Here is a 19744-nt window from a genome sequence, read left to right on the forward strand (position 1 = left end):
GGAGGTGATGAAGCATCAATATGGTTTCCTATGGGGGCGGCGCCAACAGCACCGCCCTTTTGATCGGGCTGCACCAGCACCGTATCCCGGTGGACCTGATTCTCTTTGCGGATACGGGGGCAGAGCATCCCCACACCTACGCCTATCTGGAGGTGATGGACCGCTGGCTGAAGGACCACGGGATGCCTCCCATTATCAGAGTGTATAAGACCACCCGTGACGGGAAACGGCTGACGCTGGAGGATGAATGTCTGCAAAGTTGCAGCCTACCGTCCATTGCCTACGGCTTCAAGCGGTGTTCCCTGAAACACAAGATCGGGCCGCAGGAAAAGTTCTGCAACCATTACCCGCCGTGTCAAAAGGCGTGGGCGGCGGGCAAACGGGTGGTCAAGTTCATCGGCTACGACGCGGGCGAGGGCTACCGCAGCGACAAGGTGCTGCTGGGAGACCTGGCCGACCGAAAATACAGCAAGTGGTATCCCCTGATGGAATGGGGATGGACGCGGGACGATTGCATCCGGCAGATCGAGGCGGCAGGGCTGCCCCAGCCGGGAAAATCGTCCTGTTTTTTCTGTCCCAGCATGAAACCCGACGAGATCACCGCCCTGCGGGAGCAGCATCCCGATTTGTTCCGCCGCGCCCTGGCGCTGGAGGACAACGCCCGGAAAAACCTGAAAACGGTCAAGGGCCTGGGGCGGAACTATTCCTGGAGAGAACGATTTGGAAAGGAGTTTTGCACACATGGCAACGGTTGAGAAGATTCGCAAAGACATCGAAAAGACGAAGGAGAAGATCTCCGCCCAGCAGAAGCGACTTCGGGAGCTGGAGGCGCAGCTCACCGAGGAAGAAAACCTGGAGATCGTCCGCATGGTCAAGGCGGTGCGCATGGACAACAAGGAGCTGACCGCCTTCCTGAAGGCCTACGCCAGCGGCCTTATCACCCTGCCCGACGGGATGATGGAGGCGGAGGCGGCGCCGGACCCCGACGACGAGGATATGAAAGGAATGGAGGACGGCGAAGATGAAGCGTAACAGAGTTTTCCGCCTTTTGGCGTCCCTGACGGTGGTGGTCCTGTGCATGACCGCCTTCTCCGTCACCGCCTTTGCGGGCGGTGGGGATGGCGACTACTACACGGGAGAGTCCGCCGAGACGACGCCGGAACCCACCGAGGAACCCGCCACCGGGGGCATGGAGCCGGAGGGCCAGCCCCTTACCCCGGAGGGCAACGCCACGCTGGTGGACGATTATTACGGCGACAAACAGCTTATCACCGTGACCACAAAAGCGGGCAACTATTTTTACATCCTGATCGACCGGGCCAACGAGGACAAGGAGACCGCCGTTCACTTCTTGAACCAGGTGGATGAAGCCGACCTGATGGCGCTGCTGGAGGACGGACAGACGGAGGAAAAGCCAGCTGCTTGTACCTGCACCGAGAAATGCCAGGCTGGTGCGGTAAATACCGCCTGTCCGGTCTGCGCGGTGAATATGAGCGAGTGTGCCGGGAAAGCGCCGGAGGTGGAGCCGGAGCCTGAACCGGAGCCGGAGAAGGAGTCCGGCAGCGGCGGCGCCCTGGTGCTGATCCTGCTGCTGGCGGCTCTGGGCGGTGGCGGAGCCTTCGCCTACATCAAGTTCATCAAGCCCAAGCAGGGCGCAAAGGTCAGCGCCGACCCGGACGACTATGAGTTCGAGGACGAGGAATACGAAAACGAGGACATTCCTGAACAGGGAGAACAGGAGGAGCAGAATTGAGCAAATTGGTGATCTGTGAAAAACCGAGTGTAGCAAAGAGTATCGCATCGGCCCTGGGTGTCACATCCAGGGCCGATGGCTATTTTGAAGGCGGCGGCTGGCTCATTTCCTGGTGCATTGGTCATCTGGTGGGACTGGCGGACGCGGCCGCCTACGATGACCGCTATAAGAAGTGGCGGTATGAGGACCTTCCCATCCTGCCCGCCCCCTTCCACTATGTGGTGTCCGAGGAAAAGGCTGACCAGTTCCACATTCTCCGTTCCCTGATGGAGCGCCCCGATGTGACGGAACTGGTCAACGCCTGCGACGCGGGACGCGAGGGCGAGCTGATCTTCCGGCTGGTCTATGAGGCTGCCGGATGTTCCAAGCCTTTCTCCCGTCTCTGGATTTCTTCGATGGAGGATGCGGCAATCCGGGAGGGCTTTGCCGACCTGCACCCCGGCGCGGACTATGACCCGCTGTATCAATCGGCGCTTTGCCGCCAAAAGGCGGACTGGCTTATTGGTATCAATGCCTCACGGCTCTTTTCGGTGTTGTATCATCGAACGTTAAATATTGGGCGGGTGCAGACGCCCACCCTGGCGATGCTGGCCGACCGGGACAGTAAGATCGTCCTGTTCCGCAAGGAGAAATACCATTATGTGCGGCTGGCGCTGGAGGGGGCCGAGGCGGTCAGCGACCGCATTGTTTCCCCGGAGGACGCCCAGGCCATCCGGGATGCCTGTGACGGGCAGCGGGCCGTGTGTGTATCCCTGGTGCGGGAGAAAAAGACGGAGAACCCGCCCAAACTGTACGACCTGACCACCTTGCAGCGGGAGGCGAACCGGGTGTTCGGTTACACGGCCAAGCAAACCCTGGACTACGCCCAATCGCTCTATGAAAAGAAGCTGCTGACCTATCCCCGCACGGACAGCCGGTATCTGACCGGCGACATGGCGGAGACCGCCTCCGTGGTTCTGCATCTGGCAGCACGGGTGACGCCCTTCGATGCCTGCCCGGAGTTTTTCCCCGATGTTCTGGCGCTGGTGAACGACAAGGAGGTATCTGACCATCACGCGATCCTGCCGACGCTGGAACTGGAGAAAGCGAACGTTCCGGGGCTGCCTGTGGGTGAGCGCAATATCCTTCTGCTGGTCTGCTGCAAGCTGCTGTGTGCGGCGGCGGAGCCTTTCGTGTATGAGGCGGTCACGGCCACCTTTGATTGCGGCGGACATACCTTCACGGCAAAAGGAAAGCAGGTGCTTTCCCAGGGCTGGCGCGCCATCCAGGAGGTGTTCCGTTCCTCCCTGAAGGAGAAGCCGGAGGATGAAGATGCCGAGGGTGTTCTTCCCGCCTTGACCGAGGGGCAGGTCTTTGAGCCGGTCTCCGCCTCCGTCACCGAGCACTTCACTTCGCCCCCCAAGCCCTACACGGAGGACACCCTTCTGTCGGCCATGGAGAATGCGGGCAAGGAAGATATGCCGGACGAGGCAGAACGCAAGGGCCTGGGCACCCCGGCGACAAGGGCGGCCATCATTGAAAAGCTGGTGTCCGGCGGGTTCGTGGAGCGCAAGGGCAAGAACCTGATCCCTACAAAGGCAGGCGTTAACCTGGTCACGGTGCTGCCGGAGCTGCTGACCTCTCCCAAGCTCACAGCGGATTGGGAGCAGCGGTTGAACGAGGTGGCAAAGGGCCAGGCGTCGCCGGAGGACTTCATGGACGGGATCGAGGCAATGGCGGCGGAGCTGGTGCGGAAATACTCCCACATTTCCGAGGATGGGCAAAAGCTGTTCCAGCCGGAGAAAGAGACGGTGGGCCTCTGCCCCCGCTGCGGCAAGCCGGTCTATGAAGGCAAGAAGAATTTCGCCTGTTCGGACCGGGCCTGCCAGTTTGTCATGTGGAAGAATGACCGTTTCTGGACCAGCCGCCGCAAGGAAATGACCCGGAAGATGGCGGCCGACCTTCTGAAAAAAGGCCACACTTCCGTCAAGGGGATGTGGTCGGAGAAGAAAGGTTCCACCTATGACGCCGTGGTGATCCTGGACGATACCGGCGGCAAGTATGTCAATTTCAAGTTGGAGTTTCCCAAACGAAAGGATGGTGTGCATGGCAAAAAGTAAAACCGAGGTCAACTTCATGGAGCATTTGAAGCCGCTGCTCCCCGCAGGCGGTGACGCAAGCGAACTGGAGGCAGCGGCCCAGGCGCTTGCCGGACTTTCCCCGGAGGACCGTGACCTCCTGGCCGCTGTCCAGGAGTCTCCCTTCCGACTGACCACCCTGGAGCAGTTCCGGGAGTTTCCCGCGAATACCGAGTATTTCATTCTGGAGCCCAACATCCGCAAGGTGGAGGATGTGGGCTGGCGCTATCTGGCGCAGCATTTGGATGTCCTTCTGCCCCCGGAGCTGCTGGACGCCATTGATCCCGTTCCTTTCGGCAACCACGCCATGCGGGAGGAACAGGGGTGCTTCACCAGTAAAGGGTATCTCACCCTTTCCGGCGACGAGTGGGAGCATGAGCGTCCCAGGGAGAGGCAGACGGAGAAAAAGCCCTCCATCAAGGAGCGGCTGGAGCAGAGCCGGAAGGAATGTGCCAATCAGAGCAAGGCGCAGCCCCATCGGGAAAAGTCTGCGCCGGAACTGTAAGGAGGTGTCGTTATGCCCCATTATGACTATGACAAAGATTATCCCTTTGCCGCTTTCATCACCAACCTGGGCAAATATAACGAGGGTGCCCTTGTGGGCGAATGGGTGAAGTTCCCCACCACGGCGGAGGAACTGAAAAAGGTCTTTGAGCGTATCGGGATCGGTGCGAAGGACGACTTCGGGCAGACCTATGAGGAATGGTTCATCACGGACTACGACTGCTATGTGGACGGCCTCTATGACCTGCTGGGTGAGTATGCAAACCTGGACGAGCTGAACTACCTGGCTTCCAAACTGGATGATATGAGCCAGGATGAATATGAGCGGTTTCAGGCGGCTATGGAGATCGGCGATCACACGGGCAGCATCCAGGAGCTTATCAACCTGACGGAAAACCTGGACTGTTACGATGTTTACCCCGACATCCATGACCACGATGATCTGGGCCGGTATTATATCGAGGAACTGGACGCCATGCAGGTGCCGGAGCATCTGCGCAATTACATCGACTATGAAGCCTACGGGCGGGACATCGCCCTGGAGGAAAGCGGCCAGTTCACCGACCTGGGCTATGTGCGGGATACCGGGGACAGCTTCCATGAGTATTACGATGGTGAGCGCGGTAGCATCCCGGAGGAATACCGAGTAATGACCTTCCAGGATGACATCCCCGAAGAAGAAATTTCGGAATGGGCCATGGACCTTGCCTACGATATGGACGAGTTTTTCCGGCAGAACGATCCGCAGTATGCCGCCGAGCACCCGGAGGAACACGCGGCAAAGGAAGAAATCTACGAAAACCTGATGGCCGGGCGCATCTCCGCCCTGGACGAGAAACTGGCCGCCCTGGGGCAGACCCAGGAGGACTATCTGCCTTCGGAGATCGAGAAGTTCAAGGACGCCACCGGCTATGAGGAATTTCTGGATGTGGACCCCCAGGCGATCCGGGAGGCCATTGAAAACCCGGATCAGTCCCATGTGGACGAGATGCTGTCCTTTGCGGAGCAGGCAAACCGGGAGTATGAAGCGGAGTTGTACGGGCAGCAAGCGGCGCCCACCCCGGATGACCGAGAGACCGGCGAGACGGTGCGGACTCCCAGGGGCACCTTCCATGTGACGGATATGAGCCGGGAACAGATGGAGGCGGCCGGATACGGTTTCCACCACGAGTCCGAGGACGGAAAGTATCTCATCATGGCCAACGGCAGCCGCGCCTTTGCCATCCCCAGCGGAGACGCACCCGAACATACCGCGCCGGAGAAGTTGACTGTCCTGGTGGTGGAGCCCATGAAGGAACCCTATGTGAAGGAAATCGACCCCGGCCTCCATGCGCTGCAAGCGGAGGTGGGCGGCGACATTGCCGCCTCCTATCCCTTTGACGATCCGGTGGGGCTGGTGCTGAACGACGAGGGCAAGCTCATCGGTCTGGACCTGAACCGCTCTCTCCGGGACGAGCATGGGGAGATTTACGACATTGTGGCAGGCACCTTCTTGGTGGTGGGCCTGGGGCCGGAGAGTTTTGCGTCCCTGCCCCCGGACATGATCCAGAAATACACCGAGCAATTCAAGCGGCCGGAGCTGTTCGCCAGCATCAACGGGCAGATCGTATCCGTTCCCGTGGAGCCGGAAAACCCGCTGCGCACGGCGGAAATGACCCTGGAGGATGACTACGGCATGATCGACGGGATCATCAACAACGGCCGCCGTGGTGAGGAATTGGAGAAAGCCCAGACCGAGGCGCGCAGGACCACGCCGGAGAAAAAGCCTTCCATCCGGGAGCGACTGGAGGACGCAAAACGGGAGTGCGCGGAACGGAAAAGCCCGGACAAGCCTGCCCCGCAGAAGAAGCCCCCGGAGCTGGGCGACTTATGAGCCGGAGCAAGAAATGGCGTCTGGAATGGGCGTTCTTCCTGGGCGAGAACGGCAGACGCCAGTATAACAAGCTATGCAAGGGCTGTATCCATCCCTGCAAGCAGAGTTTCCGGGCGGTGGTGTTGTCCTGTCCGCACTATCTTTCCCTCCGTTCCAAAAAGTGCGGGAATTAGGGTTCAAAACAGTCAAAGAAACCGGCTGTGACGGCTTTTCCGTGTAGGGGCAGTATGATTTCCCATGTGGAGCGGCAGGGCGTTTCTGCATAGGAAAAACGCCGGATTTTCACCTTTTATCAAGCAAAATGGGAGCGTCAACATCGGATGCAGTTATCCGAGGTTGGCGCTCCCATTCTTTTTTTGTTCTGGCTGCGTCGCAGTCGATCAGTCATCCTCTAACAGCTTGGAGGGCGGGATTTTCAGCACTTGGGCGATCTTGAACAATGTTTCAAGAGATACGCCACGAACCGTACCTGTTCCTTCTACCTGACCAACGAAGTTGACACTTTTCCCGATCCTCTCCGCAAGGACCTCCTGTGTCATCCCCGCCTTTTTTCTGTAATATGCGATCTTCAAGCCCAAAGTGATATAGCGTTCTGGAAACTCCGTTTGCATAATATCACCTCCTGATATTATGCTACCAACAAAACAGGTAAATTATAATTGAGACCAATTAAAGAATTATTTACTTTAAGTCAATGTTTGTATATAATGAGAAGTGGATTGTTTACTTTGTTGGAGGGACTGGCTTGAAAATGGCGAAGATAGAACCGTGAACATATTTACTGTTAGTTTTTTTGGACACCGGATCATCCCGGAGTTTCGTGAGGCGGAGGATCGTGTGGAGGCGCTGGTTCATGCGCTGCTTTTGGAAAAGGAGTATGTGGAGTTCCTGGTCGGACGGGACGGAGATTTTGACCAGATCGTTTCCTCCGCTGTCAAACGCCAGCAGCGACTTGTTCGGGATGACAACAGTTCCTTGATTTGGATACTGCCATATCCCACGGCGGAGCTGCGCAACAATATGGAAAACTTTGAAACCTATTATGATGAAATCGAGATATGCGGCAGCGCGGCCAGCAGCCATCCAAAAGGCGCTTTTCAAATTCGCAACCGGCAGATGGTGAAGCGAAGCAATCTCGTTGTATTCTATGTGGACCATACAGGCGGCGGAGCTTATCAGACCATGCGCTATGCGCAGAAAGAAAAAAAGAATATACTAAATCTTGCTGGGGAAGGATACGGAGAAAAAGAATGAGCGCCATCATCTTTCGGTGATGGCGCTCATTTTCAGTAGCAGTAGTAGGCGCTGTGGGAATGTGTGTAAACGGTCAAAGGGGCGGCGCTGTGGGAAACAGTGTTTGCGGGCTGTGGGAAAGCTGACAGCTTTTCCATCAGGTCGTAAATATTTGTTTTCCATCGGTGGAGCGGCCGTTTTCCACATTTCCATAGTGCTATTCTGGAATATAGGAAGTCCCTCTTGTTATGAACAGTCGATAGATGGTCAAGGGAATATACCAGGTAGACACCAGCAGTCGCCAGACCAGGACGAAACCGCCGATCACTCCGCCAATAATAAAGTTCAGCAGAAACAACGGAAGGGCGGTTCCCAAAGAGCCGCCCGGCACGATCCAGGCAAACATCCGTGGGATGCCAAAAGGCAGACCGCAAAGGATGAACAGCCATACATAGTCGGTGACTCCATCTTTTGTGCAGACGGATTTGAAAATGCAGTACAGCAAAGCCGCCACCGCCACGGGCAGCACGCTCTTTTTGAAAAACTCTTTGATTACTTCGGATTTCGTCACAGTCAGCACCTCCATCCCTGGTTCCATTATATCAGCCGGATAACCATGCGCCCAGGGGTTTTGCAAAGACTGTCAAAAGCGCCCAATCCCCGTTACTCCAAGTCGTTGCTCCGCTGCCGCTGCTGTTCCTGTTCCTTCGGCCTTTCCAGCAGGGCGTCCACATTCTGGCGGAGGGTGTCATATTCCTTTTCCTCCCGTTGTATCTTCCGAAGTTCCGTTTGCAGGGCGGCCTTGCGGGCGGAGAGTCCTTCCAGTTCTGCTTTCACCTTATCGGAGGAAGGAAGTTTGGTGAGCCCGGCCTTTTTGATTTCCCTGGCGGCCGCCTCGAATAAGATAATCTCGCTCTCAAAGCCGCGCAGGAATTTTTCCTTGTCCTTTGATGCCTTGTATCGGTCATAGACAGGTTTCAGCTTGCGGTAGGTGTCGATCTGCTTTCCCAGGAGGGCAAGGTCGGCGATCCGCTGTTCCGTATCCCGCAGACTTTCCCTGGTACGGATGGAGGCGGCGGCAACGGCGTCACACCGTTCCACCAATTCCTCATAGCTGCCGATGCCGTGTTCGGTGAGAAAGTTCATGGTGGCGGCCGCCCGTTTCAGATTCTCGATGGTTGCCCACCGCTGGTATCCGGCACTCTGCTGGGCCTTGATATTGTTCTGAATGTCAATGAGCAGGCTGACCTTCCCGCTGCGCTGTTGGGGCTGTCTGGAGGGCCTGGGACCTCCGGCAATGCGGGAGACAACGGCTGCTTCCGTGTAATCGGCGCCCAGGGTTTTGAGCCGGGTGAACCTCTCCTGGTCCGGCGCCCTGGCGGAGATATACTTTCCCCGCTTGATTTCGTACCCTTCCCGCTGCAACCGGGCAAGCAAATCTTCCAGGCTGGAGGACACGGGGATCAGCCGGTCGATGGCGGCTTTCAGCTTTGCCTTGTAGCTGGTGCCGTTCTGTGCGGCCTGATGCTCAATGTAGCTCTTGCCCTTATCCCGGCCAGGGACGATGACGGACAAGCCGTGTTCTTTGCACAGCCGGTCGCTGGCCCGGCGTATCTCGTGATAGCTGCGCTTGTTGGAATGGTAGTGCTTGTGGTCGGTGAAGCTGACCGCATTGAAAATCAGGTGATTATGGACGTGATCCTTGTCAATGTGAGTGGTGAGGACAAATTCATATTTGCCGCCCAGGACCTCCCGTGCCAGTTCCATGCCGATCCGGTGGGCTTCCTCTGGCATGACCTCCCCAGGTTCAAAGGCTTGGATCAGGTGACGGCCCAGGTGTGTGCCCTTGTCGATGGAATGGCGGCGTGTCCATTCAAATTCAATGTCGGCGGTCTCGGCGGCGCAGCCGAAGGAGGACACCAACAGCTTCCCGTCCGTCTTGTCAGGATTGCAGATATAGTCAATCGCAGCTTTCAGCGTTGACTTAATAGGATGCGTCTTTGTAACTGCCATATCTGATCCAGCCTTTCCCGGATTTCCTCCATGTCGGCCTGATAGGTGGGGCCTCCGGCGTTGACCCGCTTGGCAATCTGATTGATGTTCCGGCCAATGGCGGACAGAAGTTTGTTCATCTCCTTAATGTCCCTGGTGTCCACCTGGATGATATATCCGTCAATCGCCATCTTCCGCAGGTAGGCGCCGATCCGCTTTGTCTGGAGCTGGGCCATCTTCTGTTCCATCAGTTCCTTTTCCTCGGCGGTCACATAGAACTTCACCTGGATATTTCGTTTTCGGTTTGCCATCGTGGTATCTCGCCTCTTTTCGTATCAGGGTTTGGGATGTTCCCAACAAGCATTTTTCGGGTTTAGGGAGAGGGTTCCCTAAAGCCAAAAATCGCAAGCGGGTACTCGTTTGCTGTGCTTGCTATCTACTCCATACCCCCACCGAAAGGCGGTATTTGTTGCGCGTTCCTTTGATTTTGGACGCAAAAAAAGATTGCAGCCGCCATGCGCTGCAATCTCCCGATTTCTCATATTGTGAGGTTAATCCTCTGCTTTTTCGACTTCCGTTATCTCCCTTGCTGTTGCGGTTACAATCCGTATGCCTTTATCGCTCATACCGTCCAGCAGCGCGTCAAGCTGCCGCCGCCCGGTGGATTTCTCCGCATTGCTGTTCGGGAAGAAAAATTGATCTACCGAAATATGATACCGGGTTACAAGGTCATAGAATACCTGTAAACTCGGCTGTTGTCCCTTGTTCTCGATATTCGCAAGGTAGCGCGGGGAAATATATAACTCGTCGCTTACCTTTTTGCGGCTCTCGCCGTATTCATTTCTCGCGGCTTTTATAGCTGCCCCGAAAGCCTTAAAGTCGTACAATGGTACGGGTCTTTTTGCCATTTTCATTCACCCTGTTACATTTTACAGTTCACCTTTCTTTTTGGATATGTCCACACAATTCATATCATTAGGTTAAATACTTCCTGTTGTGTATTGACAGTAGACTGATTTTCTGATAAAATAAAATTTATGTAAAAGGAGGCGGCGTTTATGTTGCATAGCATGCGTATTAGATAAGCATTGAAAAAAAGGATTTTCCCATTTTCAACATGGGCTTTTTTGTCATGCTTATTTTGCGGATGCTATACAAAAAACTAACGACGTATAGATATAGTATAGACATAGTGCAAGCTATGCCTTAGTTTTGTTGTACTGCTCTGTGCATTATAAATGCAGGTCAATGCTCATGTTGAGGATTGACCTGCATTTTTTTGTGTAAAAAGGACGAGTGAAATATAATGCTTAAAAAATATTGGATAAAATGTCCGATTTGTAACGGAAAGACGAGAGTTCAAGTATTTCATAATACTGTATTAAAAGATTTTCCTCTTTTCTGCCCTAAATGCAAATTGACGCATATCATTGATGTAGAAAAATTAGAGATTGTAATCAAAAATACAGAAAAACAAACTTTTATTATTTAGAAGAAAGGATATAAAAATGAAACGTTTACCTAAATATACGCCTGCGGAAGTACGGAATGATCCATACGGATTTACTTACAAAGAAATGTCGGAAGTTATTGGCGAGAATGAAGCAAAAGCCTTATATGAAGAATTATATAAGCAATTACCACGCAAAAAAAATCTATCAATGTTGGTAAAAAATATTTGCAAAAGCAGTGATACTGAAAAGTATGTTTACGAACTGAAAGACAACAAATACATTGAAACGGTTTTTATCAAGCGGCGAGATGGTGGAACTGTTTGCGTGAGCACACAAGTCGGTTGTCCTGTTGGTTGTATTTTTTGTGAGTCCGGGCGAAATGGCTTTGTTCGTAATCTAACATCGTCAGAAATCGTACAACAGATTATATTGTTGCGTCGAAAAGTAAACCGTATCGTTTTTATGGGTATGGGAGAGCCTTTATTCAATTATGACAACTTGATAAAAGCAATCCATATTCTCCGAGATAGATATGGGCTCAACTTTCCAACCGACGGCATTACCATATCAACAGTTGGTCCGGTCGATCAATTAAAAAAATTGCGCGAGGAACATCTTAAAATTCAGTTGACAATATCTTTACACGCAGCAACACAATCTGCAAGAAATCGTATTATTCCTCACATGCGCATATATGCTATTGAAGATGTTGTTAAGCAAGCCTTATCCTATTCTGAAAGGCATAATCGCAAAATTGTCTTTGCGTATTTGCTTTTACCGGGTATAAATGACCGGCCCTCAGATGTAAGACAACTTGCAAAATGGTTTCGGGGCAAAAAAGTTATGATTAACGTGTTACAATACAACCCAACAAGCAATTCAAGAATTAAAGCACCACAGAAACGGGAAATAGTTGCATTCAAACATCAATTAGAGCAAGCAGGACTTGAAGTTACTATGAGAGTTTCTCATGGCAGAGAGATTAACGCGGCTTGTGGACAGTTAGCTAACACATATAATAAATTCAAAAAAAAATGATTAAAAGTGCCAGACGCATAGACGCAGAGCCGATAACGCATTAGGTCAAAAAACCTATGTGTTATCGGCTTTTTTATTTAATATTGCGCAAAAGCCGCTGTTCCCTATTATAGAATGGATTGCGGGTAGTGTATTAAAGTCGCCCTTTTTTAAGGATACGGCGGTATCGGGGAGGTATCGCCGTGTCCATTTTTATTTACTGTAACCCGCCTAATGCTTTGCGGTCAAAAAAAGCTATGCTCCGCAAGCGGGATATTCCGACTATGAGTATGAACTGTCAATACATCTAAATACTTCTTACATTTCCTTTGCGCTCGTCCGCGTCTTGCGGACGGGCGCATTTTGCTTTTTTCAACTTTTTTCTGAAAAACGCACTCAAGAGCCATCTCCCGAACGGGTACGGAGCGAAAGGGGCAGAGAGGACAAGCCCTTAACTCCCGTCCTCTACTCCACGCGGGAAGGAGGTGAACTCTATGGAGCTATCTTCTTCCGACAAGGAAAGAATACAACATCAGTACGACGCATTAGCAAAGAAAACTTTGGTTGGCGAAGCGAAAAGCCACCGCCGCACTCTTGCGAAACGCGCAGCACGCGAAGTACCTTTTTCGGATTTGAGCGAAAGCGAACTCGCGCAGCTTTTCACAACGGACGAATACGAAAGCGATTATTTCCGTTTTCAAGTGTCCGGCTTTGATGTACTCGTCAAAAATGAACTGCTTGCCGAAGCCCTTACCGCTTTGCCTGAAAGAAAACGCGATATTGTTCTCTTGTCCTACTTCTTGGATATGAGCGACACGGAAATTGGCGAACTGCTGAATGTTGTACGCACGACGGTTTTCCGGCATAGGAAATCCGCGCTTGCGAAGATCAAACAATATTTGGAGGGAAAAGCAGATGATGAACACCGTTAGGAAATCTGAAAATCTGTTGCCGTTCCCTGTCATTTCCGCAGCGGCAAACGGCGACACAAACGCCATGTGCGCGATCTTGAAGCATTATGAGGGTTACATAGCGAAACTTTGTACCCGAACGTTGAAAGACGACGCGGGCAATACTTACTCCTATGTGGACGAAGAAATGCGTAACAGGCTGCAAGTGCGCCTTATTACCCGCACTCTTGCGTTTCATGTAGGCTAACTCTTTAAGCCCATGCGGGGAGCGTATACCCCTTTCCACGCTTCCCGTTATGGGCTGTTTGTCGTTCCGTAAAAGCATATCGGAAACGGTATGTTTTTACAGGCTGACAAAGCCTTATTGTTCCTTGACAAAGAAAGCCTTCGGGCAGAATAAGGCAGACGGATACAATTTGTCTGTGTGGAGCCGGTCGGCCGGTGCGCCATGACCCTGTTGCAAGTCCGCAGGACGGGACCCCTACCAAACAGGTGAGCGACAAAACCAGGCCGCAAAACAGGTGTGGCAGCCTGTGGGCGAGGATACGCAGACAGGATAATGAGACTCCCGCGTTGAACGCCCTCAAAGCATTGCGCGGCGCACCCATCAGCATGGGCCGGGGTGAGATTCCCGTGGAGCTGCGGCCAGCAGCCGTCCGTTTTCTGCCTCTTTTATGGTTTTAATGAAATGGCATGAAAGGGGCCTTATTATGCAGAAAATTCAATCTGAAAATAAATATGCCCCGCCTATGCGGAGCAAAAAGAAGATCGGCAACACGACCTTTATCGTCAATTCTTTTTTCCCTCAAACGGGAAATCAGACGATAGCCTCCAAACTGGAGAACCTGATAAAAGCCGATGTTCAGAAACAAACTGTGACTTGAAAACCTCTTAACAGGCAGACAGGGAAAAGAAAGCGCGGTATAATGAAGTTGGACTTCAATATCGTGTTTGACTGCCAGATAGGAGGTATTTATGTATTATCAGTCAAACACCGCTGCCGCGCTTCAATTCCCTTACACGGCTATGAGCTCCGAAGAACTTACAGCTTTGTATTGTCGCTTATCCCGTGATGATGAATTGCAGGGTGACAGCAATAGCATTGTAAACCAGAAAAAAATCCTGGAAAAGTATGCCCGTGAGCATGGATACAGCAATTTCAAATTCTATGTTGATGATGGCATCTCAGGTACGACCTTCAACCGCCCAGGCTTTCAGCAGATGATTGCAGACATTGAGGCTGGCCTTGTCAAGAGGGTCATCATCAAGGATATGTCACGTTTCGGACGTGATTATCTGCAAGTCGGCATGTATACGGAAATCATGTTTCCCGAACATGATATTCACTTTATTGCGGTGAATGATGGTGTGGACAGCACTCAGGGTGACAACGAGTTTATGCCCTTCCGCAATATCATCAATGAATGGTACGCTAAAGACACCAGCAAAAAAATCCGTGCCGTTATGAAAGTGAAAGGCAATGCAGGAGAACATTTGACTGTTTTGCCTCCGTATGGATACATGAAATCGTCTGATGACAAAAAGCAATGGGTGAAGGATGAAGAAGCCGCCCAGGTAGTTTATGAAATTGGTCTCTATATCATGGATGGTTTGGGACCCTCGCAGATTGCAAGAAAACTGACGGAAAGAAAAATTCTTACTCCGGCTGCTTACTATGCGAGCAAGGGCAGAACAACCAATGTCACAAAGAAAGGTTCTCCTTACGCTTGGGATTCTTCTACGATTGCCGACATCATGGACCGCTGGCGTGAATACCTGGGGCACACAGTTAATTTCAAAACCCGTAAAAAATCCTACAAGAGTAAAAAGACCTTGCACAATCCAGAAAGCGAATGGAAGATTTTTGATAATACCCACGAAGCCATCTGGACGGAGGCGATTGCCGATGCAGCAAGGCTCGCAAGGCAGACGCGGCGCCGACCCACAAAGATGGGAGAAATGGGTATGTTCTCCGGCATGATGTTCTGTGCCGACTGCGGCTCCATTATGTACCAATGCAGGGCAACCAATTTCCGGCGCGATCAGGAATACTATCTGTGTTCCGGCTATCGGAAAAGCCGTGATGTATGTGGGCAGACACATTCTATCCGAACTGTTATCCTGGAAGAATTGGTTCTGCAAAATCTGCGCGAGATCGTTTCCTTCGCATCACAGCGCAAAGACGATTTTGTGAAGATGGTCATGGATGCGGATATGCGCCAACGTAACCAAGATTTGGCAAAACGGCAGAAAACATTGGCCGATGCCGAAAAGCGGATTGCAGAGCTGGACACCATTTTCAAGCGGCTCTACGAAGATACTATTTCGGGAAAACTTTCTGACGAGCGTTTTCAAAAGCTCTCTACCGATTACGAGAAAGAGCAGCATCAGCTTCAAGATGTAGCGGCTGCTCTCCGTGATGAAATCGAAGCAGAGGAACAAAAAAGCGCCAATGTGGAAAGGTTTCTCTCCGTTGTAGAACGGTATACGGAAATTCCTGAATTAACCCCATGTATCTTACATGAGTTTGTCGAGAAGATCGTTGTCCATGCCGCCAGCGATCCAAAGGGCAAGAACCGCACCCAGGAAATTGACATCTACTATAAGGGCATTGGAGCCCTGGAAGTATCGAAAGTTACTTCATCAAGGCAAGAATGAGAAAAACGGCATAGCCGAAGCTATACCGTTTCTCTCTTGCCCCACGATGTTTTCTTATCGGGAGGCACCTTTTGGATGTCCTCTTTTGATTGGTGCCCCTTCGATTTGTTTCGCAAATCGCCCGCCTGCGGCGGGGGTTATTGAAAAGCAGGGGAAACCCGGCCAAGGTTTCCCCTGCAAACATCCCTTCCCTTGCGGATGGCGGATGAATGACCCTACCCAATCCGAACAAGTCGATGGGACTTGCGGATCGTGTAGGGTCGTTTTGTATCTTAAAAGCCTTGGTATGACAGCGCTTTTTGAGATTACCACGCCAAAACGGATATGAGACACTCAAATTCAAACCTCTTCAAATCGAAGTAGAAAACGCAAAAGCCTGACGATTCGAACACCGATGTCTCATTTGGCGTTTTTGTAGAAGTTTTCTTCCATCTGGCATGGCGTCAGATTTTTCAATGTTCGATGCGGCCTTTTGGTATTATAAAACTCAATATAGGAAGCGATGCTGGCCTGAAATGCTCTATCGGAAGTAATATTTCTTCGGTAGAGCTCTTCTTTTTTCAGTGATGCGAAAAACGACTCTGCTACCGCATTGTCATATGGCTCACCGGGGCGCGAAAAAGACTGCTGTACTTTATGCTCATGTAAAAGCTGTTGGAACCGATGAGATGTATATTGTGCGCCGCGATCACTATGAAAAACAAGGCCAGTTGGAGGATTTCGCTCCTCATAAGCCATCTTAAACGTGGCCGTGATGAGCTGGGTACTGTTCTTCTTTGAAATCTTATATGCGATCACTTTGCGGGAGAAAAGATCAATGATCACGCAGACATAGAGATAGTGATCTCTGAGTTTAAAACAGCTAACATCGCTGACCCACCTCTGATTTGGCTGATCAGCAGTAAATTGCTGCTGTAGGAGATTTTTCTTCCTCTTCGGCTCACGCAGCTTCAGATATTCCTTCTTTGCTGTCATCCGAACGCTGCGCAGTCCCATTTCACTCATGAGCCGTAAAACATACTCCTTACTGACTTGATGACCACGCTGAACAAGAATCGTTTGAGTTTTCTCCGCGCCCAGCACCTGCTGATATTCATCGAACACATCGCGGATCAGTTGGCAATACTCTTGTCGGCGTTTCTCAAACCAGGCATTTTCACGTTTGTTGCGTATCATATGGTTGTAAAATGTACCACGGTCGACATCCAGTGCTTCACATATTGTGTGGACCTCATACTTCCCATAAAACGGTTCCAGCGCGTACAGCCGTTCCTTTAATGGCGCAGATACCAAGCAATCGGCGGACTTCAGAATCGTGATGACATTTTGTAATTTTTCAACTTTACGCTGGAGCAATGTGTATTCTTGATAGGAAAACTTCAACGGTTTTCCAGCACTGTCCGTAGGAAAAGATTTGAGCCATCGATATAAGGTACTGCGTGAGATAGCAAGCTCATTGGAAAGAGCGGCGACGCTTTCCCCTTGCTGACAGCGTGCAACAATGGATAGCTTTTCTTTGTTTGAGTATTTCATAGTAATATCCTCCTTTATTATTAGGTTAGGATATCACGGGAAATGAAGCGAGGAAACTTGCAAGACTTCGGCGCTAATGTGATGTACGAGATTAGCACCGATGTAAAAAACTGTATTTAATCTACAAAGTAAAAAATCAAAACCTCCAAAGGACAAACATAGGGCGATAATATTGCTTATTTTTCGTATAAATGATATAATTTTTTATAGATAGGTCACAGCTAGTTGAGAAATATTTCTTGGCACTGGAGGTAACTATGATAGATTTTTCAAAACGAATTAAGAATGGAACAAAGGTCAAAAAAATAGATCCAGTTGAAATTTATAACACACTAGACCGTTCAAGCGTTACGGGACCCTTGCGGCCAATTCAGTTTAATATTCTCACCAAATGGCATAAAGAATGTCGTAACAAAAAAGATTTGATTATCAAACTTCACACTGGTGCAGGAAAAACATTGGTAGGCCTACTTATTGCTTTGTCATACATTAACAATGGTGAGGGCCCTGTTGTTTATGTATGTCCTAACATTTATCTCATGCAACAAGCATGCCTTGACGCACAAAAGTTTGGTATACCATTTTGTATTATTAACAAAGACAATGAAATCCCAAATGACTTTTTAGATGGCAAGCGTGTTTTGATTACATATGTCCAGAAAGTCTTTAACGGGCTATCTATTTTTGGGACAGGGAACCAATCTATACAAGTTGGATGTATTATTCTTGATGATTCTCATGCATGTATTGATTCAATGATTGGTTCATGCACTATTCAGATCTTATGTGACTCGCCAGCCTACCAGCAGATTCTAGAACTTGTTGAACCGGATTTGCGTGATCAGGGAGTTGGAACATTTCAAGATATACTTAATAAGCACTCTAATGCACTTATGCCTATCCCGTATTGGTGCTGGCAAGATAGAATTGATGAGATAACAAGAATTGTTTCAAAATATACAGACGATAATCACATAAGATTTGCTTGGCCTTTATTAAAAGACCATCTAGTAGATTGTAAAGCATATCTATCCAGCAGTAAAATTGAAATCGCCCCCGCATGCTTGCCGATTCAACAATATAGCATTTTTAATAATGCAACGCATAGATTATTGATGTCTGCTACCACGCAAGAAGATACATTTTTTATTAAAGGCTTAGGATTGTCAGTAGATGCTGTACAGCATCCTTTAGTTGATAAGAGTTATACATGGTCTGGAGAAAAAATGATTCTTATTCCTGACTCCATTTGCGAAAATGTTGATACGGACGATTTGCTTAAATATGTGTTAACAGCTGAACATGATTTTGGAATTGCCGTATTAACACCCAGCTTTGAAAAAAGCAAAAAATATGAGAAAATGGGTGGAGTATTAGCAAACAGCGGATCTTCTGGAAAATCAATATTTCAAACACTACAAGAATACTTGAGTAATCATAAAAATAGGGCCATTATATTTGCCAATAGATACGATGGAATTGACTTGCCAGATGATACTTGTCGTATACTTATAATCGATTCTGTTCCTTATTATGACTCGCTATCAGACAGGTATGAAGAACTATGTAGAGCTGAGAGTGAAATTATCCGCATAAAAACTATTCAGAAAATCGAGCAAGGTCTAGGAAGAAGTGTGAGAGGTGAGAAAGACTATAGCGTGATCCTAATTACGGGAAGTGACTTGATTAAATATATTAGAAGTATTACTAATCAAAAACTTTTTTCACCACAGACACAGAAGCAAATTCAAATTGGTTTCGAGATTGTCGACATGGCGAAGGAAGATCTTTCAGCAAATAGTGCTCAAACCGAAATCGATCTTTTCTTCAGTACGATTAGTCAGTGTCTAAATAGAGATGAAGGGTGGAAAGCTTACTACTCTTCAGAAATGGAGGATATTCAATTATCTCAGCTTGATAGAACACAATTATATCATATACTTCAGCAAGAACGTAAAGCATATGATGAAGCAACCGCCTGCAATTATGATGCCGCATCCGAAACAATGCAACAAATTGCTGACACTTGTTCAGATCCCTCTGAAAAAGGCTGGTATTTGCAAGAAAAAGCAAGATTTTTGTACCGAATAAGCCATTCTGAAGCTAGTAGAGTACAGGCATCCGCCTTTAAAATGAATACTCAACTGATGAAACCGCGAACCGGAATTGTTTATAATAAACTTAGGTATCCATTAGATAATTCTAGAAATTTGCGTATTATAAATGAATTGCGGTCTCTCGGTAACTACGAAGAGCTGAGTGTTCAGGTGGAAGATACGTTAAGTAATATGTCCTTCGGAGTCGATGCAGAAAAGGCAGAAAGTGCATTTTACAGGATTGGCCAACTCCTTGGGTATATGTGTCAACGTCCAGATAAAGAAATTAGACGAGGGCCAGATGTACTATGGTGTACGGCAAGCAATAAGTATATATTAATCGAATGCAAAACAGAAGTATTACTTGATCGGAAATCTATTAGTAAGTCAGAAGCAGGTCAGATGGAAGAACATTGTGCTTGGTTCGGAGCAACATATGGGGAAGGCACTTTATTTGAACCGATACTCGTAATTCCAACCGAGAGACTGGCAAAAGACGCATACTTTTCACACGATACAAAAGTGTTAAAGAAGGAGGGTTTGCAACGGTGTACAAAGGGAACATAATAAAAAACTTAATAATGGACTGCCAATCTTACACAA

The 19744-nt window shown here is 49.7% G+C and carries 21 protein-coding genes; 15 read left to right on the forward strand and 6 right to left on the reverse strand.

The genetic code is table 11. The annotated features are described in order from the left end of the window. Nucleotides 1-14: 14 nt before the first annotated feature. From DW088_RS02595 to DW088_RS16005, 7 genes are read left to right on the forward strand one after another with little or no spacing between them, the layout of a single operon-like run. Nucleotides 15-755 carry a phosphoadenosine phosphosulfate reductase family protein gene (locus DW088_RS02595; RefSeq protein WP_118359288.1) on the forward strand — a complete coding sequence of 247 codons (741 nt, stop codon included), beginning with the start codon at nucleotides 15-17 and terminating at the stop codon, nucleotides 753-755. Continuing rightward, nucleotides 721-1032, forward strand: coding sequence for a DUF4315 family protein (locus DW088_RS02600; RefSeq protein WP_442861164.1), 312 nt, complete (start codon nucleotides 721-723; stop codon nucleotides 1030-1032). Before DW088_RS02595 ends, DW088_RS02600 begins: the two co-directional genes overlap by 35 nt. After that, complete coding sequence (locus DW088_RS02605) at nucleotides 1022-1753, forward strand: DUF4366 domain-containing protein (RefSeq protein ID WP_117515660.1); 732 nt, start codon at nucleotides 1022-1024, stop codon at nucleotides 1751-1753. The genes DW088_RS02600 and DW088_RS02605 overlap by 11 nt, the downstream gene beginning before the upstream one ends. Beyond that, nucleotides 1750-3852: a DNA topoisomerase 3 gene (locus DW088_RS02610; protein ID WP_118359290.1), complete on the forward strand. Its 2103-nt coding sequence runs from the start codon at nucleotides 1750-1752 to the stop codon at nucleotides 3850-3852. The genes DW088_RS02605 and DW088_RS02610 overlap by 4 nt, the downstream gene beginning before the upstream one ends. Then, complete coding sequence (locus DW088_RS02615; protein WP_117515662.1) at nucleotides 3839-4375, forward strand: hypothetical protein; 537 nt, start codon at nucleotides 3839-3841, stop codon at nucleotides 4373-4375. Before DW088_RS02610 ends, DW088_RS02615 begins: the two co-directional genes overlap by 14 nt. A gap of 12 nt (nucleotides 4376-4387) precedes the next feature. Next, nucleotides 4388-6247 (forward strand): antirestriction protein ArdA, encoded by a 1860-nt coding sequence (locus DW088_RS02620; RefSeq protein WP_117515664.1) that lies wholly within the window; start codon nucleotides 4388-4390, stop codon nucleotides 6245-6247. Then, nucleotides 6244-6420, forward strand: a complete 177-nt coding sequence (locus DW088_RS16005; protein ID WP_166462245.1) for a hypothetical protein — start codon at nucleotides 6244-6246, stop codon at nucleotides 6418-6420. Before DW088_RS02620 ends, DW088_RS16005 begins: the two co-directional genes overlap by 4 nt. A gap of 207 nt (nucleotides 6421-6627) precedes the next feature. Here DW088_RS16005 and DW088_RS02625 read toward each other — a convergent pair whose 3' ends face one another. Beyond that, a complete protein-coding gene (locus DW088_RS02625; protein ID WP_059004488.1) occupies nucleotides 6628-6858 on the reverse strand; it encodes a helix-turn-helix domain-containing protein in 231 nt (76 codons plus the stop codon). A 226-nt stretch (nucleotides 6859-7084) separates the two neighbouring features. Between DW088_RS02625 and DW088_RS02630 the strand changes: the two genes are divergently transcribed. Beyond that, nucleotides 7085-7501, forward strand: a complete 417-nt coding sequence (locus DW088_RS02630; protein WP_442861165.1) for a hypothetical protein — start codon at nucleotides 7085-7087, stop codon at nucleotides 7499-7501. A gap of 196 nt (nucleotides 7502-7697) precedes the next feature. Here the strand turns inward: DW088_RS02630 and DW088_RS02635 are convergent, their stop codons facing one another. From DW088_RS02635 to DW088_RS02650, 4 genes are all read right to left on the reverse strand, one after another. Further along, nucleotides 7698-8051, reverse strand: a complete 354-nt coding sequence (locus DW088_RS02635) for a DUF6050 family protein (protein WP_117515666.1) — start codon at nucleotides 8049-8051, stop codon at nucleotides 7698-7700. A 92-nt stretch (nucleotides 8052-8143) separates the two neighbouring features. Continuing rightward, nucleotides 8144-9493, reverse strand: a complete 1350-nt coding sequence (locus DW088_RS02640) for a relaxase/mobilization nuclease domain-containing protein (RefSeq protein ID WP_117515668.1) — start codon at nucleotides 9491-9493, stop codon at nucleotides 8144-8146. After that, the gene (locus DW088_RS02645; RefSeq protein WP_117515670.1) at nucleotides 9454-9783 is read right to left on the reverse strand and encodes a plasmid mobilization protein; all 330 of its coding nucleotides are present in this window, start codon (nucleotides 9781-9783) and stop codon (nucleotides 9454-9456) included. Before DW088_RS02645 ends, DW088_RS02640 begins: the two co-directional genes overlap by 40 nt. A gap of 240 nt (nucleotides 9784-10023) precedes the next feature. Then, entirely contained in the window at nucleotides 10024-10380 is a 357-nt protein-coding gene (locus DW088_RS02650) for a helix-turn-helix transcriptional regulator (protein ID WP_002584957.1), read from the reverse strand. A 398-nt stretch (nucleotides 10381-10778) separates the two neighbouring features. Here DW088_RS02650 and DW088_RS02655 point away from each other — a divergent pair, with 398 nt between their 5' ends. The 6 genes from DW088_RS02655 to DW088_RS02685 all read left to right on the forward strand — a co-directional run bounded on the left by DW088_RS02655 (nucleotide 10779) and on the right by DW088_RS02685 (nucleotide 15512). After that, a complete protein-coding gene (locus tag DW088_RS02655; protein ID WP_003431289.1) occupies nucleotides 10779-10964 on the forward strand; it encodes a cysteine-rich KTR domain-containing protein in 186 nt (61 codons plus the stop codon). Nucleotides 10965-10980: 16 nt separating this feature from the next. Further along, nucleotides 10981-11964 (forward strand): 23S rRNA (adenine(2503)-C(2))-methyltransferase RlmN, encoded by a 984-nt coding sequence (rlmN, locus tag DW088_RS02660; protein ID WP_002584956.1) that lies wholly within the window; start codon nucleotides 10981-10983, stop codon nucleotides 11962-11964. Nucleotides 11965-12437: 473 nt separating this feature from the next. Further along, complete coding sequence (locus tag DW088_RS02665) at nucleotides 12438-12875, forward strand: sigma-70 family RNA polymerase sigma factor (protein WP_118359292.1); 438 nt, start codon at nucleotides 12438-12440, stop codon at nucleotides 12873-12875. Then, entirely contained in the window at nucleotides 12859-13101 is a 243-nt protein-coding gene (locus tag DW088_RS02670; RefSeq protein ID WP_003431293.1) for a helix-turn-helix domain-containing protein, read from the forward strand. The genes DW088_RS02665 and DW088_RS02670 overlap by 17 nt, the downstream gene beginning before the upstream one ends. A gap of 463 nt (nucleotides 13102-13564) precedes the next feature. After that, the gene (locus DW088_RS02680) at nucleotides 13565-13738 is read left to right on the forward strand and encodes a transposon-encoded TnpW family protein (RefSeq protein WP_158565266.1); all 174 of its coding nucleotides are present in this window, start codon (nucleotides 13565-13567) and stop codon (nucleotides 13736-13738) included. Nucleotides 13739-13829: 91 nt separating this feature from the next. Then, nucleotides 13830-15512, forward strand: a complete 1683-nt coding sequence (locus DW088_RS02685; protein ID WP_199720393.1) for a recombinase family protein — start codon at nucleotides 13830-13832, stop codon at nucleotides 15510-15512. A gap of 399 nt (nucleotides 15513-15911) precedes the next feature. Here DW088_RS02685 and DW088_RS02690 read toward each other — a convergent pair whose 3' ends face one another. Next, nucleotides 15912-17045 carry an IS3 family transposase gene (locus tag DW088_RS02690; RefSeq protein ID WP_118359294.1) on the reverse strand — a complete coding sequence of 378 codons (1134 nt, stop codon included), beginning with the start codon at nucleotides 17043-17045 and terminating at the stop codon, nucleotides 15912-15914. A 257-nt stretch (nucleotides 17046-17302) separates the two neighbouring features. Here DW088_RS02690 and DW088_RS02695 point away from each other — a divergent pair, with 257 nt between their 5' ends. Then, nucleotides 17303-19708 carry a DEAD/DEAH box helicase gene (locus tag DW088_RS02695; protein WP_118359296.1) on the forward strand — a complete coding sequence of 802 codons (2406 nt, stop codon included), beginning with the start codon at nucleotides 17303-17305 and terminating at the stop codon, nucleotides 19706-19708. The last annotated feature ends 36 nt before the right edge of the window (nucleotides 19709-19744 follow it).

Origin of the sequence: Butyricicoccus sp. AM05-1 (assembly GCF_003474415.1) — a bacterium.
Classification (GTDB): Bacteria; Bacillota; Clostridia; order Oscillospirales; family Butyricicoccaceae; genus Agathobaculum; species Agathobaculum butyriciproducens.